A 15,638-nucleotide genomic window follows, 5' to 3' on the forward strand; every position below is an offset into this window, starting at 1 on the left:
GGCGACGACAGACCTCTGCTGCCGGCTCTGCCGTTTTGCAGCAAGGCACCGCAAATATACGGCGTTGGCCAGAGACGAGTGCGCAGAGTACCCCGAACGGGATACAGCAGCCGCCTCGGATTCGTCTACTGTCGCTGCGGTGCTATTCTACCGGCAATGCCACGGTACGTCAACATCGCCCTCCCTTTGGCAGCGGACAAGCTCTTCAGCTACCACATCCCCACCGAGTTCTCTGGGGAAGTGGTCGGCGTGCGGGCACTGGTACCTTTCCGTCAGCGCGAGCTCACTGGGGTCATCGTAGAGGAGCTGAGCGCGCCACCACAGACTCCTACGAAGCCGGTCTTAGAGCTGCTGGATGATGCTCCTATCTTCTCTGCCTCCCTTCTACGTTTCACACGATGGGTAGCCGACTACTACCTCTGCTCCTGGGGCGAGGTCCTCAAGGCAGCGCTCCCACCAGGCATGACTCCACAGCGGGAGCTGCAAGTACGACTCCTCCGAACGCCAACAGAGGAGGAACTCTCCCAGTTGGAACGCCGTGCCCCAAAGCGAGCAGCTCTGCTACGCCTCCTCCAGCAGCACGCAACCCCAGTCCGCGTCGGTTACCTTGCCCGTCAGCTACGGCACCCTCACCTCTCCGAGCAACTCCATGCTCTAGAGCAGCACGGCTACATCGCCCTGGAAGGACAGCCTCTACAGACCCGCCGACCGCGTCGGACCCGCGCTGTAGCAGTGCTCCCAGAGCTCATCTCCGATCCAGAGCGCTTCCGCACAACCATGGAAGAGCTCACTCAGTCCTCCCCTGCACAGGCACGGCTGCTGAGCGTGCTCTACACCTATCAACTCCGAAACTCTACCCCCATGCCCCTGAAGGAAGCGCTGCGCCAGAGTCGAGCCTCCACGACGACCCTCCGCCACCTACTCCGTCGAGGGCTCGTCTCAGACACAACCCTGGAAGATCTGCTGCCAGCGCCGCCGGAAGCCGAGAGTCCCTTAGCAGAACGGAACGAGCTCCTCTTGCCCTTAACGCCAGAGCAGGAGTACGCCGTCCGCCGTGTCTGCGAGGCCTTAGAAGCTGGTGGGCCGAAGGTCTTCCTCTTGCGTGGTGTCACTGGCAGTGGCAAGACACTAGTCTACCTGCATGCGATCCGCAAGGCGCTGGAACTGGGGAAGGACGTGCTCTTCTTGGTGCCCGAGATTGCGCTCACCCCACAGCTTATCGACCGCATTCAGAGGGCTTTTCCCGAACGGGTGGCAGTGTTACACAGCCGCATGAATCCGACAGAACGCTTCCAGACGTGGCGTGCCATCCGGACGGGACACGCACGGGTCGTCCTCGGTGCCCGCTCAGCCATTTTCGCTCCACTGCCTCGGCTAGGACTCCTCATCGTTGACGAAGAGCACGAACCCTCTTACAAGCAGGAGGAACCCGCCCCGCGGTACCACGCACGTGACTGTGCGGTGATGCGGGCCCATATGGAAGGAGCAGTAGCAATCCTGGGTTCTGCAACCCCTTCGCTGGAGAGCTTCTACAACGCTCAAATCGGGAAATACCACCTGCTGGAGCTCCGGCACCGGGCTGACGGAGCCCAACTCCCCTACATCCGCATTATCGATCTCCGCCAGGCCCGCCGAGAACACCGCATGCGCGGAGTCTTCACAGAAGAACTCCTCGACGCCATTCACCACCGGCTAACTGAAGGGCAAGGGATCATCCTCTTCCACAACCGCCGCGGTTTCGCCCGCTGGCTACAGTGTCCAGAGTGCGGTCATATCCCAACGTGCGCCTATTGCAGCGTCTCGCTTACCTACCACAAAATCCCCAAGCTGCTGCGATGCCACTACTGTGGTTACTCCACCCCCGTGCCTGAGGAATGTCCCCGCTGTGGTCACGTAGAGCTAGAGGACATCGGCACCGGCACCCAGCGGGTGGAGGAAGAGCTGGAAGCTTCCCTGCGTGCTCTCTACCCCCAAGCCCTCATTGCACGCATGGACTCCGACACCACTACCCGCAAAGGAGCTCACCGACGCCTCCTACAGCGCTTCGCCCGCGGAGAGCTCCACATCCTCGTCGGGACACAAATGGTCGCTAAGGGGCTGGATTTCCCCCACGTGACATTGGTAGGCGTCATCAACGCTGACGTCCTTCTCTTCCTGCCCGACTTCCGCGCCACCGAACGTGCTTTCCAGCTCCTAGTCCAGGTTGCCGGACGTGCCGGACGCCGCAGTGACGCTCCCGGCGAGGTGCTCATCCAGACAGCTCATCCAGACCACCCCGTCGTCGTTGCGGTACAGACAGGCAACGAGGACCTCTTCTACCACGACGAACTCCAACACCGCAAGGCTGCTCTTTACCCACCCTTCACGCGCTTCGTTGTGGTGGAGCTTTCCGGCGTGGACGAAGAGAAGGTCCATCACCACGCCCATCTCTTCGCCAAGTGCATCCCCTCCCATCCAGGCGTCCTAAAGCTTGGCCCTGCGATTCCGACAATCGTGCGCGTCCGTCAGCGCTATCGCCGCCTAGTCATCCTCAAGGGCCTCAAGCAGGCAGATCCTGCGGCACAGCACCTGCGATCGGTGCTACGAACAGCCCTGGCACGCTACCAGCGCCAGTATGCTACCTCCAGCGTCCGCCTCACCGTTGACGTGGATGCCTATGGGATGCTGTAGGTGGCCACGGCACGGACTTAGAGAACAGCGTAAGTTTGCGCGGTCCCGCTGTGCTTGGTTCGATGGCACTTGAAGAGCTGCTGGAAGGCCTCAACCCGGCTCAGCGAGCTGCCGTCACCCACGGCGAAGGTCCACTCCTCATCGTAGCTGGCGCAGGTAGTGGCAAGACCCGTGTGCTGACCACGCGGATCGCTTACCTGCTCCACTGCGGGGTTACGCCGGAATCCATCCTGGCCTTGACCTTCACGAACAAGGCAGCCGACGAGATGCGCCAGCGGATCACCCAGTTGGTAAGCTCAGCTAGTGCCCGTCGGCTGTGGATGGGGACCTTCCACAGCATGTTCGCCCGCATCCTCCGTGCCGAGGCGTCACTGCTAGGGTATACGCCTGACTTCACCATCTACGACACCGAGGACACCACCGGGCTTCTCCGCCTCATCCTCCGGCAGATGGGCATTGGCAACCACGTGGTAGAGCCTGCAACTGTCCGCCATGCTATCTCTCGGCTGAAGAACCAAATGGTCTCATGGCAGGAGGCTGCAGCAGCCGCCACAACGCCACGCGACCGCCTGGTAGCGCAAGTCTACCAGGAGTACGAGCAGCAGCTACGCTCCAACAACGCAATGGACTTCGACGATCTTCTGCTCAACACCATCCGCCTCTTCCGAAACTTCCCCGAAGTCCTGTGGCGTTACCAGGAGCGCTTCCGGTACATCCTCGTGGACGAGTACCAGGACACCAACCGGGCACAGTACGTAGCCCTTCGGCTCCTGGCGGAGCGCTATCGCAACATCTGCGTCGTCGGCGACGATGCGCAGAGCATCTACCGTTGGCGAGGAGCCGACATTCGCAATATCCTGGATTTCCAGCGGGACTACCCCGACTCGACACTCATCCGCTTGGAGCAGAACTACCGCTCCACGAAACGCATCTTAGCCCTGGCTGAGTCCCTCATCCAGCACAACCGCCACCAGATCCCCAAGCGGCTCTGGACAGCCAATCCAGAAGGGGAGCCAGCAGTACTCCTCGTGTGCGCTGATGAGCGGGACGAAGCTCGACAGGTCGTCGAACACATCTTAGCAGAGCATCGTCGTGGCTACCGCTACGGCGATATCGCCGTACTCTACCGCACGAACGCTCAATCCCAGGCCCTAGAGGAGGCTTGTCGCCACTTCGGCGTCCCCTACGTCTTGGTTGGCAGCCTCTCCTTCTACCAGCGCAAAGAGATCAAGGATGCACTGGCCTATCTGCGCCTCCTGGTCAACCCCGCTGACACAGTCAGTTGGCTTCGGATCATCAACGTCCCACCCCGAGGGATTGGCGCAGCAACGTTGGAACACCTGCGAGCCACTGCCGACTCTTGGAACTGTAGCTTCTGGGAGGCCCTCCAGCGGAGTGCGGAAATCCCACAGCTTCGCCGCTCTGCCTGTGAGACGCTTCAGCATTTGATCTCCACCATAGAGCAGTTCCGCGCTGCGCTTGACCACCAGCCACTCGACACCGTTGTGCTAGAGTACTTGGAAGCCGTCGGCCTACTAGGGTACTATCGTAGCAGCGACGAGGAGGAGCGCTACGCCAACCTAGAACGCTTCATTGCTACAGTGGCGGAGTACGTAGAACAGGCCACATCCACACCGACCCTCCGGGAGTACCTACAACACATCGCGCTGCTGAGCGAGGTAGACCAGACCCAGCAGGATGCAGATGCTGTCACCCTCATGACCCTCCACGCAGCCAAAGGGCTGGAGTTTCCTATCGTGTTCATTGTGGGCTTGGAGGACGGTCTATTGCCGATCGCACGCTCTGCCTCCATTGCGGAAGAGCTGGAGGAAGAGCGCCGCCTCCTTTACGTTGGTATCACTCGGGCACAGGAGCGACTCTACCTCAGTTACGCTCAGTACCGGCGCCGCTGGGGCGAAGTCCTTCCCAGTCGTCCCTCACCCTTCCTGTCCGAACTCCACCACGACCACATTGTCACCACTGCCAGCCCCCAGCTGACTACCGTAAGCCCCCGCACGACGCTCAGCTACCATTCCTTCTGTGAAACGCACGAGAACGGCCTCGTAGGGCTTCGCCCTGGAGCACGCGTCCATCACCCTACTTTTGGTATCGGCACTGTAGAGTCCCTCGAAGGCGATGGGGACGATAGGCGTGCATTGGTCCGATTCGCTACAAATGGACGGAAACTGCTACTACTGCGCTATGCACGTCTACGAGTGCTGGACTGAACGGCGCCCTGCCGTGTACCTCGAGTACTCCCACAGCAAAACGAGCCGGCAGATGCGCCATGCACAGCGGATGCTAGCCAACCCTGAAGTAGCTCGTAGGCTCCTGCCCTGGAAGCTAGTGGTGGTTGTCTTCGGAATCCTTGCGCTGCTGCTAACTGGCTGCCGACCCCCACTGCCGAGCGCCCGGGTTGCGTGCCCGGAACCAGAGCCCCCACGCTGTAGTGCTCGCCCATGGGACGGACATCCGAAGGATACGACGCTACGCACCGACCGTCCATACTGGAGCATCTCCGCAGTGCAAGGTCTCTCCGAACCTCAGCGCGACGAGCTCGCTCTCCGAAGCTTCCCAGATGGCACTGCATGGGTAACGCTGTCAACAAAGCGACGCCAATGGGTTATGACTGCGCGGCTGCCCCAGCTTGCCCGAGCCCAGCTCGAAGCAGAATGGCAGGCCGAATTCACGGCTTATGGTATGCCTACCGGCACTCCGAAATACCTCATTGTTGCCGCCCGACCGAATCCCCCCGACTCCGCCGACATTCGACTCTTTGCGGGCTCACTCCGAGGCTCCAGGCTCGTCGTAGATTCTGCTCTCCGCTGGCCTCCTTCCGGCATCACTTGGGAGTCACAGCCAGCACTCTCTCCCAACGGGAAGGTCCTCTTCTTCGCTGCCGACTATCCTGAGGGCTACGGCGGAACGGACCTCTACTTCGCCATCAAGGCTCCTGACGGCTCCTGGCAGGGGCCGTACAGCTGCGGTCCCTACGTCAACTCTGCCTGCAATGAGCTTACTCCTTCCGTGAGTGCGGATGGGCGTTGGCTACTCTTCGCCTCCAACGGACACTCCAGCGTTGGGGGCTATGACATCTTCGCTGCCTCAATTTCCCCGGAATTCTGGAGATGGGTAGAGCGCGGCATGCCGACGCTTCCCTCCGATACTCGGCTGCTCCAACCGTGGTTTAGCGAGGCGCTCAACCTTGGGACACCCGTGAACTCCCCCGCAGACGAGCTCTCCCCAGTAGCTCCTGGCACCCCGGATTCGCTCCTCTACTGGAGCTCAAACCGAGCGGGCAGCTTCGACGTGTACGTCCTGCAGCGCCACGAACCGCTCGCAACGCCGCTCTCCCCAGCCGAAGTACGGAAAGTAGAGTTGCGAGGGCAAGTGCGGGAGCGGGAGACCCAGCGTCCTATCGCTAGAGCAGAGGTCCGGGCTTATCGGGTCGGCGAGTCCGAGCCCATCGCTCAGACAACCACCGACACCACAGGCCTCTACCGGCTGCAGGTTCCAGCCCAAACAGAGATAGAGCTCGTAGCCCAAGCAGGAGAAGTCTTCTTCGAAGCCCGCCGTATCGCAACCGGTACTCGTGACACAGTGTTGCCCCCGCTGGAACCACCGGTTCGCCTCTTCCTGCGCCTCAACTTCCCCTTCGACCGCTACGATGCCCCATACCCGTTCGTGTTGGATAGCCTGGGCAACGAGACCAGCATGACATGGCAGCGTGCCATAGACCTACTGGCCGAGCACCTGCTACAGTACCGCCACCAGATCCGCTACATCCTGCTGGTAGGGCACACCGACGACATCGGCTCAGCCGAATACAACCGATGGCTGGGACAGCGGCGCGTGGAATTCGTCGTCCGTGAGCTCTTGCGCCGCGGAGTCCCCAAGGAGCTCCTCCAATGGGAATCAGCTGGACAGAGCCAACTGCTCCCCCGCCTTCCCAATGAAGCAGTAGAGCTATGGCGGAAGCGCTGCCGGCGTGTTGAGCTGACCAAAGTCCTGCAGAACCCCAGATGATAACCGCACGACGTCGGCGGTACTTCTGGCTCCTTCTGCTTAGTTTGGGGCTGTGGGTAGCAGGCTGCGCTTACGTTACCATCCGTGTCGTCAGTGAGCTGCCATCACTCGAGCAGCTAGAGAACCCACCACAAGAGCTAGCCAGCCGCGTACTGAGCGCTGACGGCGAGGTCATTGGGCAATTCTTCGTTAAGCAGCGCGCCTACCTCCCCTTCGACAGCATCCCACCAGCATTCCTGCAGGGACTTATCGCCACCGAAGACCGAGCCTTCTATCGCCACTGGGGAATCCATCTGGCCCGCATCGTCAAGGCGTTCATCAAAAACCTCCTCGCTGGGGACTTGACACGTGAGGGAGCTTCCACGCTGACGCAGCAACTTGCACGCAACCTCTACTTTGGGCACGAAGTGAGCCTCTGGCGTAAGCTGCGGGAGACAATCACCGCCATCCAGCTTGAGCACACCTACAGCAAGCAGGAAATCCTGGAGATGTACACGAACACGGTCTACTTCGGGCGCGGCGCCTACGGCTTGACAGTTGCTTCACAAGTCTACTTCGACAAGCCCCCTTCCAAGCTGAGCCTGCCGGAGATTGCTTACCTAGTCGCCGTCTTGAAAGCCCCAGAGCTCTACGACGCTCACGAGTACCCGGAGCGGGCCCTCCAGCGCCGCAACCTCGTACTGCGCCTGATGTGGGAGAACGGATTCATCAGCGAATCGCAAGCCCGACAAGCGATGAGTGAACCACTGCGCGTTGTGGCAACACCGAGTCACCGAACGCAGCACGGGATCGCTCCTCACTTCCTGGAGCTGCTGCGGCAGACCATCAGCCAAGACGTTCGGCTGCAGGGATACGACCTCTACCGCGATGGACTCACGATCTACACTACCCTGAACGCCCGCATCCAGCGCTATGCCCTGGCTGCTGTACGCGAACACCTAGCCGAGTACCAGCCCCTCTTCGACCGGCTATGGAAATGGCCCCCTGGGCTGCTAGCGAAGCTCGTCGACCAGGCCATCCGGCACGACCCGCGATACCTCTCGGCTCGCCCCGAAGAGCGCGATGCTGTTGCTCGTCGCCTACGTAGCGACCGTCGGTTGATCGACTCCGTCCGCTACGCTGCTACGCGGATCCAAGTCGGAGTTGTGGTGCTCGACATAGCAACGGGTGATATCCTGGCCCTCATTGGTGCTGCCCCAGAGGTTCCAGGTGCCCCATATGCAGCCCGCTCCTTCCTGAACCATGTTGCTCAAATCCGACGGCAACCTGGTTCGGCTTTCAAGCCTTTTGTCTACGCGGCTGCGCTCCAGCGCGGGCTTTCGCCTAACTTCCAAATCCCCAGCGGACCATTTCGACTCGTACTGGCCGACGGCACCGTTTGGGCGCCGCAAGGCTCAGGTGAACACTTAGGTCCGACGGTCACATTGCACACAGCGCTGAAGTACTCCATCAACACTGTCGCTGCACGGCTCATCACAGAGCACACAACTCCCAGTGAAGTCGCAGCCCTAGCCCGCCGCCTGGGGATAGAGACTCCTCTACGCCCCGTGCCAGCGCTGGCCCTCGGCGCTTCGGAGGTCACCCCTCTAGAGCTTACGAATGCATACGCCACAATCGCTCGACAAGGCATTCGGATTCAGCCCCGCTTCCTGCTCCGCGTTGAAGACCGCTACGGCAACGTCCTACTGGACGAGACCACACACCGCTCCGTCTCTGACGCCCTCCCTGCGGCTATTGCCCAGCAGCTCATCACGATGCTCACCGAAGTTGTCAACGGTGGGACTGGCAGCAGCATCCGGCGGTGGTACACTGGAGCTGCGGCTGGCAAGACGGGAACCACAAACGACTTCGCCGACGCCTGGTTCGTCGGCTTCACTCCTGACGTCGCTGCAGGTGTCTGGGTTGGATTCGACGACCGGCGGATTACATTCACTGGCTGGTACGGTCAGGGCGGGCGTGCTGCCGCCCCAATCTGGGGGCGCCTGATGCAGAAGCTCTACGCTGACACCTCACTGCCTTACCGCCCCCGCAACTTCGAGCTTCCCAACGTCACCCCACCATCTTACGACACACTGACCCCCGACCTCCTCCTCAATCCCCCACCTGACTTTCTTCCGCCTCCACAGTAGACTAGCACTCAATCTGGGTGTGTAGCCCAATCTCCTCCAGCACGGAACTGACGCGCAGGCACTGTGGCAGCTCTCCCTCGTAAACTGCAGCCTTGCCCCGCGTATGTACCTCCCACGTCAAGGCTTCAGCCCGCTGTCGGCTGCAACCAGTAGCCTTGATGAGCTGGAGGATAACCTCCTCGAACGTGTGCCAGTCATCGTTGAACAGTATGACCTTCGCTGGCAGGTCAGTCCCCGTTGCTCCATACTCCAGAACCTCTTCTCCTGGGCGAGTCTTCACTTCCATCGCCTCCCAATGCTGCCTGAGGAACGCACCGCCGTCGTGCAAATTTAGGCAAAGCCGTATTTTCGCGGCGCCAAAAGCCGACTTAGCTAGTCTCCTTTCGGAGTCTCCAGATGCAGTCGATGCAGATGTCTGGATTCCTAGAGCGCCTGGATGCTGTGATTGCTGAACGGCATATGCTCCATCATCCTTTCTACCAGCTCTGGAACGAAGGGGCACTGACACTCCCAATGCTGCAGCAGTACGCCAAAGAGTACTACCTCCACGTCCACACATTCCCAACCTACGTCAGTGCAACGCACGCCCGCTGCCACGAACTCTCCATCCGGCAGATGCTGCTGGAGAACCTCATAGAGGAAGAGCACGGCCCAGACAACCACCCCGAGCTCTGGCTCCGGTTTGCGGAGGCCCTGGGGGTATCACGTGAGGAGATCTTCCGCCATACCTACTTACCACAGACCCGCCTAGCAGTTGAGCTGCTCCGGGAGTTAGCCTTTCGTCCACACCCCGCTGAAGGACTGGCCGCTCTCTACGCCTACGAATCCCAGGTCCCAGAGGTCGCAGCCGTCAAGCTGGAGGGTCTGCGCCGGTACTACGGCATCACTAGCGAACGAGGTCTAGCCTTCTTCACCGTACACCTCCATGCTGACGAGGTTCACCGGACCGTCGTACGGGAAGCGCTGGCCTATCTATGCACTACCACCGAGGCCCAGGAACGAGCGATAGATGCAGCTCGTGAAGCTGCTGACGCTCTGAACTTACTGTTGGACGGAGTGTACCAGACCTACTGCCTCCACCCGCCGGTTACCTCGTAGGTAATGTCCTCTCTTGCGCCGGAAGCAGAACGCGCGCTCCGTTCTTGCGTCGCCCCCAGCTCCGTCCGCACAGACCTGCTCACACGAACAGCATTCGCACCGGACGCCAGCCTGTACTGGTACTTACCGCAGGCCGTCGTCTTTCCGCGGACGATAGCCGAAATCCAGCAGCTCTTCGCCTGGAGTCGGACGTACAGAGTACCGTTGACCTTCCGAGCTGCTGGCACCAGCCTTTCGGGACAGGCAGTCACAGATGGGGTCCTCGTAGAGGTCCGCCGCCACTGGCAACGGTGGCAGATTCTGGATGGCGGACAGCGAATCTGGTCTCAGCCCGGTGTCTGCGCTGGGCTCATCAACGAGCACCTACGCCCATACTGGCGGCGCTTAGGACCAGATCCTGCTTCCATCGCTATCTGCACTGTGGGAGGCATCGTTGCCAACAACGCTAGCGGGATGTGCTGTGGAACCCGCGACACGGCATATCGCACTCTCGACTCCCTCGTTGTCGTCCTCCCGAACGGACTGGTGCTCGATACAGCCCTCCCAGACGCCGACAATCTCCTGCGAGACAGAGCCCCCGAAATTGCTGAGGGACTCCTCCAACTACGCCAGCATGTCCTCTCCACACCGGGGCTGCGCCGGCGGATTGAGCAGAAGTACCAGCTCAAGAACACAGTCGGCTACAGCCTCAACGCCTTCGTAGACTTCGACTCGCCAGCCGCAATCCTAGCCCACCTCCTCGTAGGCTCGGAGGGGACACTGGGATTCATTGCAGAAGTGGTCTTGCGAACTGTGCCCGACCCACCACTACGCTTGACGGGCTTTGCCGTCTTCGATTCGCCGGAGGCAGCCTGTAGCACAGTGCCAGCACTGCGCGACCTCGGGGCTGACGCTGTTGAGCTCTTGGACAGTGCATCGTTACGCTCTATCAACGGCCGGCCGGCTATCCCAGAAGGGCTCGCCACATTCCCGCCAACGGCTGCCGCACTCCTCTTCGAGTACCAACGCTTCGCCTGGAGCGAACTCCAAGAATGCCAATACGAGACTGAACGCCTCTTCACCGCCACGCCGCTGGTACACCCACTGGTCTTGACAACCGACGAACAGCAGCGGGCTCACCTCTGGGAAGCCCGCCGGAGTCTCTATCCCTTAGTTGCAGCCCGACGTCCAGCCGGGACGACCCCGATTAGCGAGGACATTGCCGTGCCGCTGGAAGCCCTTCCGGAGACCGTCCGGCACCTCCAGCAGCTCTTTGTGCGCTACGGCTACCCCGACGCTGTCATCTTCGGACACGCCAAGGACGGCAACCTTCACTTTGTCTTGCCCCAACCACTCCAAACCCCTGCCGACGTAGAACGCTATGCCCAGTTGATGGACGACGTCATAGCGCTCGTCCTCCGGTTCGGCGGTTCGCTGAAAGCCGAGCATGGAACTGGCCGTAACATGGCCCCGTTCGTCCGCGCCGAGTGGGGCGACGAGGCCTACGAACTCATGTGGCATATCAAGCGCCTCTTCGATCCCGACGGACTCCTCAACCCAGACGTCATCCTGAGCCGGCGCGAGCAGCTCCACGTGAAGAACCTGAAGCAGTTGCCGCGGCTGGACTCCGATGCCGACCGCTGCATGGAGTGTGGTTTCTGCGAAAGCGTCTGCCCCTCCCGCACGACGACCCTCACCCCACGACAGCGCATTGCCCTGCTCCGCTACCTCCCCCGACCGCACGAACCCACATGGTGGTACGAGGTTGTGGAGACCTGCGCTACCGATGGGCTCTGCCAACTCCGCTGCCCTGTCGGGATCGACGCTGGAGCGCTCGTCCGCAAGCTCCGCGAGCAGTCTCGCCTGGCCCTTGTACGTTCCAGTGTCCAGCTTGCGGCCCAAAACTTCTCGGCAGTAGAAGCAACGATGCGCCTTGCCCTGCAGGCTGGACACACGACAGCGCGCCTCATAGGAGTCCGCCGCTTACAGAAGTTGACGGAGCGCTTCAATCGCTGGAGTCATGGAGCCCTTCCCCGATGGGACCTTAGTCTCCGCTCCCCACTTCCCCGATGGAAAGCTACCCCACCTCCACCAGGCTCAACATTGTTCTTCTTGAGCTGTTCTGCGCGCTGGACTGGTACCCCAGACCTCCTTGCCTTTCCAGAGCTTGCTCAACGCTGTGGGGAGCCACTGATGCTCTTCCCCGACAACCACCGCTTCTGCTGTGGGCTACTATTCGCCTCAAAGGGATTCCCCGAAGCTGCGGCGGCTGCCCTCGAAGGTCTCGGCAACGCCCTCTACCGTTACCGCGCTCGCCTGTTGGTCGTTGAAGGCAGCTCTTGTGCCCATTGGCTCCGCAGCCACGCTGACCGCCTTCCAACCCCCGTCGTGGACAGTGCCGAGTTCAGCTCTACGCTTCTCCCACGGCTCCCCCTTAGGCGCCGTAAGCAGGCCATCTTCCTCCACATCCCGTGCTCTGCCCGTCGGATGGGGATAGAGCCGGCCCTCCTTCAACTGGCCCAATCGTGTGCGGAGACCGTCCTCACGAACCCAACGCCCGAGTGTTGTGCAGCCGCTGGTGACCTATGGTTGCGTCATCCCGAAGTGGCCCGAGATGCCGGGCAGCGAATCCTCTCTATCCTGGAGGGCTTTCCCGTCCAGCCAGAATCGGGGCACAGCACCAACCCACCCTGCGAAATGCTCCTCCAGGCTCTCAGCGGCTTCCCCTGGTCTTCACTCACGAGCCTGCTGATATGGGCTGCATCTCCTGTGGCAGCACAAACCCTCGTGGAATGACCTCCTGCAGTAGCAGTTCCACCGCCTCCACCACTGCACCAGGCGGAGCGAATGTGATGCCCTCCATTGTTGCGCTCACCACCGCTACGAAGGGGGCCTTAAACGGATGCCATCCAACAATCTTGAAGAGCTCCCCGTACAGTCCAACTATAGGCTTTCCGAGAGCTGAGGCTATGTGGACAGGTCCCGTGTCTGGCGACAGCACCCAAGCAGCCCCGGCAGTTAGAGCGATGAATTCCGAGAGACTGCCGGTGAACATTCGGCAGCGAGGATGCTGGACCTGGCGTACTAGCTCTCCTGCCATCGCTCGGTCGCGCGGTGCCGCCGTGACGAACAGCACTACATCTGGGAAGCGCTGAAGGAGTTCACGACACACTATCAACGCATGGTGCACTAACCACATGCGCTCCTTGCTGTGGGCGGAGAGATTCAACACCACATACGGGTTTCCTGGCAATGCCTGCCACTCCAGGGGACGTGAACCTCGCGCCCAGACGACTGGAGCCGCAGGCGGAGTGATACCAATCCCCTGCCGTTGAAGGACCTCCCATACGCGCTGGCAGGCATCCGCAGAGACGGGGACATACAAGCCCGTGAAGGGCTTAACAGCCACGCATGGCGAGATAGAACGCTGCCCCATCAGCAGCAATGCCTGGGCCCAGTGCTGCTTCCATGGATGATACTCAATCTGGCGGTGGAACACAAGTCCGTAAAGCCTAGCTCGCTCCCAGTGGAGCGGGACTACGTACTCTGCTGTTGGAGCGATTGCCCGTGCAAGGAACGCTGCCCTGCTCATGTGGGTAAAGACTAACCCAAACACCACGTCGTGGTCGCGACGCAGGCGCCATATCGCCTTAATCCATGATGGATGCACCGTGTGTGTCGGATGGATCGGCAGATGCTCATCTACATGCGGGTCTTGAGCGATGAGTGCATCGTTGCGAGTAGAACTGAGCACTGTCAACCGTGCTTGTGGCAAGCCCTGACGCAACCAGCGGAGGAGCGGCGTCGTTACCACGTAATCCCCGATAGCATCGTAGCGGAACACAACCACCGAGCGAATCTGATCACCCGGTATTGGCTTCTCCGGATCCCACCGCGGGCTGCTCCGCAAGAGGCGAAAGAAGAGGCTTTTGTGCAGAGGATGCCGCTGGCCGGGAGTTTGCTGCCAATCAAATGGAGGCTGAAAGTCGGACAACAGTAGAGGATGTGCCCACGGTAAGAGCACTACAGGGCGCCCTCTTCGGAGCGCTTCGCTCAGTTGACGACTCGCCGACTCAACCTCTCCAACGACCTCCCACGCCTTCATGCCGTCTGCTCCACACGCCGACGCTCTATCGCTATGCCAACGAACAGCACTGCCGCCGCTACCCCTACTACCGGCATAACCGGCAGGAAGCCACCGAACCACTCCGGCTGTACCAGCCCTGTGTAGAATCCCGCTAAAAGCCCCTCGCCAGCGAGCACTGCAGCGATGCAGCTCCGCGGGTACGGCCGCCGCGCGTACAGCGAGCAGACCACTACTGGAAAGAGCGCCGCAAAGCCTGAGAATGCATGCGTCGCAATTGCAAAGAGAGTAGCCGGTGGAGCCCATGCAATCGCCAATCCAGCAACGGCGAGGACGACCACCAAGATGCGCCCCACCCAGGCCTGTTCTCTCAAGCTCGCCTGAGGACGCAGCACCGCGTAGATGTCACGCGTCAACAGCGAGCTTAGGACCAGTAGTTGCGAATCCATCGTAGACATGAAGGCTGCCAGTGCACCAACCCCCACCAACGCAGCGAACCACTCTGGTGCAATCTTCCCGAGCAGCATTGGCAGCACCTGGTCGCTCTCCCGCTCCCCCAGCGGAGGCAGCTCCAGATGCCCCCACAGCCCAATGAGTACCGGTGCCAGGAAGAGGAACGCCGTCACAACGGGATATAGCACCGCCGTCAGCCGCAATCCTTCCAAGTTCCGAGCAGCCAGGAAGCGCACGAACATCTGCGGGAACATCGGTACGCTAAGGAGCCACAAGAGCGAGTAGCTGATCCACACCGGCAGCGTGAAGAATCCTCCAGCCCCTTGGGCGCCAAAGAAGGACGGATTCCTGCTCAGCAGCAACGCGTTCGCCTGCTCAATCCCTCCCCAGCGAGCGGCTACGAACCAAAGCGCCGCAAAACTGACCCCTATCATGAGCAGCCCTTGTAGCACGTCAGTCCAAGCGACGCTCCGCATCCCCCCGAGGAACACGTACCCCACAACGAGGGCGCTCAGCAACACCGCTCCTGCGTAGTACGGCACCGCGTTATCCGTCAACTGCGACAGCAAGTATCCCGCCCCGATGGGCTGGATAGCAATGTACGGCACGGTGAAGAGGAGCCAGACAACAGCACACAGCACACGCAGCGCCGTGCTCTGCATGCGAATCCCCACGAGCTCAGCCGGCGTCACTGCCCCCAGCTCCCGCCCCAGACGCCAGGCAGGGTACCCCACGAAGAGAAAGGTGCTCCCCACCAGGGCTGTCCCCAAAGCCATCATTGCGTAGTAGGACAGCCCGATCCGATACCCTGCCCCGGCGAAGCCAAGGAAGAAGAAGGCGCTGAAATTCGTTGCCACCATTGTGAAGAAGAGCACCAACGGCGACAGGCGTCGCCCCGCCAAGAAGTACTCCTCCACTCCACTCCGCTGACGAGCCGCTGCCCAGAGCCCAATGACGAGGTTCAGCACCAGGTACCCGAGGACGACGAGGACAGCTTCAAGCGCCATGCGACTCCCGTACCGCCTCCACTATCCTCCGCCCAATCCAACTCAGCAGCGCGGAGAGTATCAACTGCCAAACGATTGCCCCCCAAATCCAGGGCGGCAGTCCAAGCAACAGCGGTGTCTGCATACCCCAGAGCCACAGGGCAATGCTCCCAATCCACCACACTCCCACCAAGGCCACAGCAAGCCCCATCG

General features: G+C 61.0%; 10 protein-coding genes and 1 pseudogene. 7 read left to right on the top strand and 4 right to left on the bottom strand.

All coding sequences use genetic code 11. The features are described from left to right. The first annotated feature begins 156 nt into the window (after positions 1-156). The 5 genes and pseudogenes from priA to NZ960_04040 all read left to right on the top strand — a co-directional run bounded on the left by priA (position 157) and on the right by NZ960_04040 (position 8,825). Positions 157-2,670 carry a primosomal protein N' gene (priA, locus tag NZ960_04020; protein MCS7176779.1) on the top strand — a complete coding sequence of 838 codons (2,514 nt, stop codon included), beginning with the start codon at positions 157-159 and terminating at the stop codon, positions 2,668-2,670. Positions 2,671-2,732: 62 nt separating this feature from the next. Further along, positions 2,733-3,536 (top strand): annotated as a pseudogene (locus NZ960_04025) (UvrD-helicase domain-containing protein). Positions 3,537-3,569: 33 nt separating this feature from the next. After that, positions 3,570-4,898, top strand: a complete 1,329-nt coding sequence (locus NZ960_04030) for an exodeoxyribonuclease V subunit gamma (GenBank protein ID MCS7176780.1) — start codon at positions 3,570-3,572, stop codon at positions 4,896-4,898. Between the two features lie 52 nt (positions 4,899-4,950). Further along, positions 4,951-6,696, top strand: a complete 1,746-nt coding sequence (locus NZ960_04035; protein ID MCS7176781.1) for an OmpA family protein — start codon at positions 4,951-4,953, stop codon at positions 6,694-6,696. Then, positions 6,693-8,825, top strand: coding sequence for a PBP1A family penicillin-binding protein (locus NZ960_04040; GenBank protein MCS7176782.1), 2,133 nt, complete (start codon positions 6,693-6,695; stop codon positions 8,823-8,825). The genes NZ960_04035 and NZ960_04040 overlap by 4 nt, the downstream gene beginning before the upstream one ends. Before the next feature lies 1 nt (position 8,826). Here the strand turns inward: NZ960_04040 and NZ960_04045 are convergent, their stop codons facing one another. Then, positions 8,827-9,111 carry an ATP-dependent Clp protease adaptor ClpS gene (locus NZ960_04045; GenBank protein ID MCS7176783.1) on the bottom strand — a complete coding sequence of 95 codons (285 nt, stop codon included), beginning with the start codon at positions 9,109-9,111 and terminating at the stop codon, positions 8,827-8,829. A gap of 110 nt (positions 9,112-9,221) precedes the next feature. On the opposite strand from NZ960_04045, the gene NZ960_04050 reads away from it, so the two are divergent. Beyond that, on the top strand, positions 9,222-9,923 hold the full coding sequence (locus tag NZ960_04050) for a CADD family putative folate metabolism protein (protein MCS7176784.1): 702 nt from the start codon (positions 9,222-9,224) through the stop codon (positions 9,921-9,923). A 3-nt stretch (positions 9,924-9,926) separates the two neighbouring features. Continuing rightward, complete coding sequence (locus tag NZ960_04055; GenBank protein ID MCS7176785.1) at positions 9,927-12,698, top strand: FAD-binding oxidoreductase; 2,772 nt, start codon at positions 9,927-9,929, stop codon at positions 12,696-12,698. On the opposite strand, the gene NZ960_04060 is transcribed toward NZ960_04055, so the two are convergent. Genes NZ960_04060 through NZ960_04070 form a run of 3 tightly spaced genes read right to left on the bottom strand, consistent with a single transcriptional unit; the run spans position 12,640 to position 15,636 of the window. Further along, positions 12,640-14,007 (bottom strand): glycosyltransferase family 9 protein, encoded by a 1,368-nt coding sequence (locus NZ960_04060; protein MCS7176786.1) that lies wholly within the window; start codon positions 14,005-14,007, stop codon positions 12,640-12,642. The two genes, NZ960_04055 and NZ960_04060, sit on opposite strands and share 59 nt — an antisense overlap. Beyond that, positions 14,004-15,446 (bottom strand): sodium:solute symporter family protein, encoded by a 1,443-nt coding sequence (locus NZ960_04065; GenBank protein ID MCS7176787.1) that lies wholly within the window; start codon positions 15,444-15,446, stop codon positions 14,004-14,006. Before NZ960_04065 ends, NZ960_04060 begins: the two co-directional genes overlap by 4 nt. Beyond that, positions 15,436-15,636: a hypothetical protein gene (locus NZ960_04070; protein ID MCS7176788.1), complete on the bottom strand. Its 201-nt coding sequence runs from the start codon at positions 15,634-15,636 to the stop codon at positions 15,436-15,438. Before NZ960_04070 ends, NZ960_04065 begins: the two co-directional genes overlap by 11 nt. Positions 15,637-15,638: the final 2 nt, after the last annotated feature.

Origin of the sequence: Candidatus Kapaibacterium sp., assembly GCA_025059875.1 — a bacterium.
Taxonomy (GTDB): Bacteria; Bacteroidota; Ignavibacteria; order Kapaibacteriales; family HRBIN21; genus HRBIN21.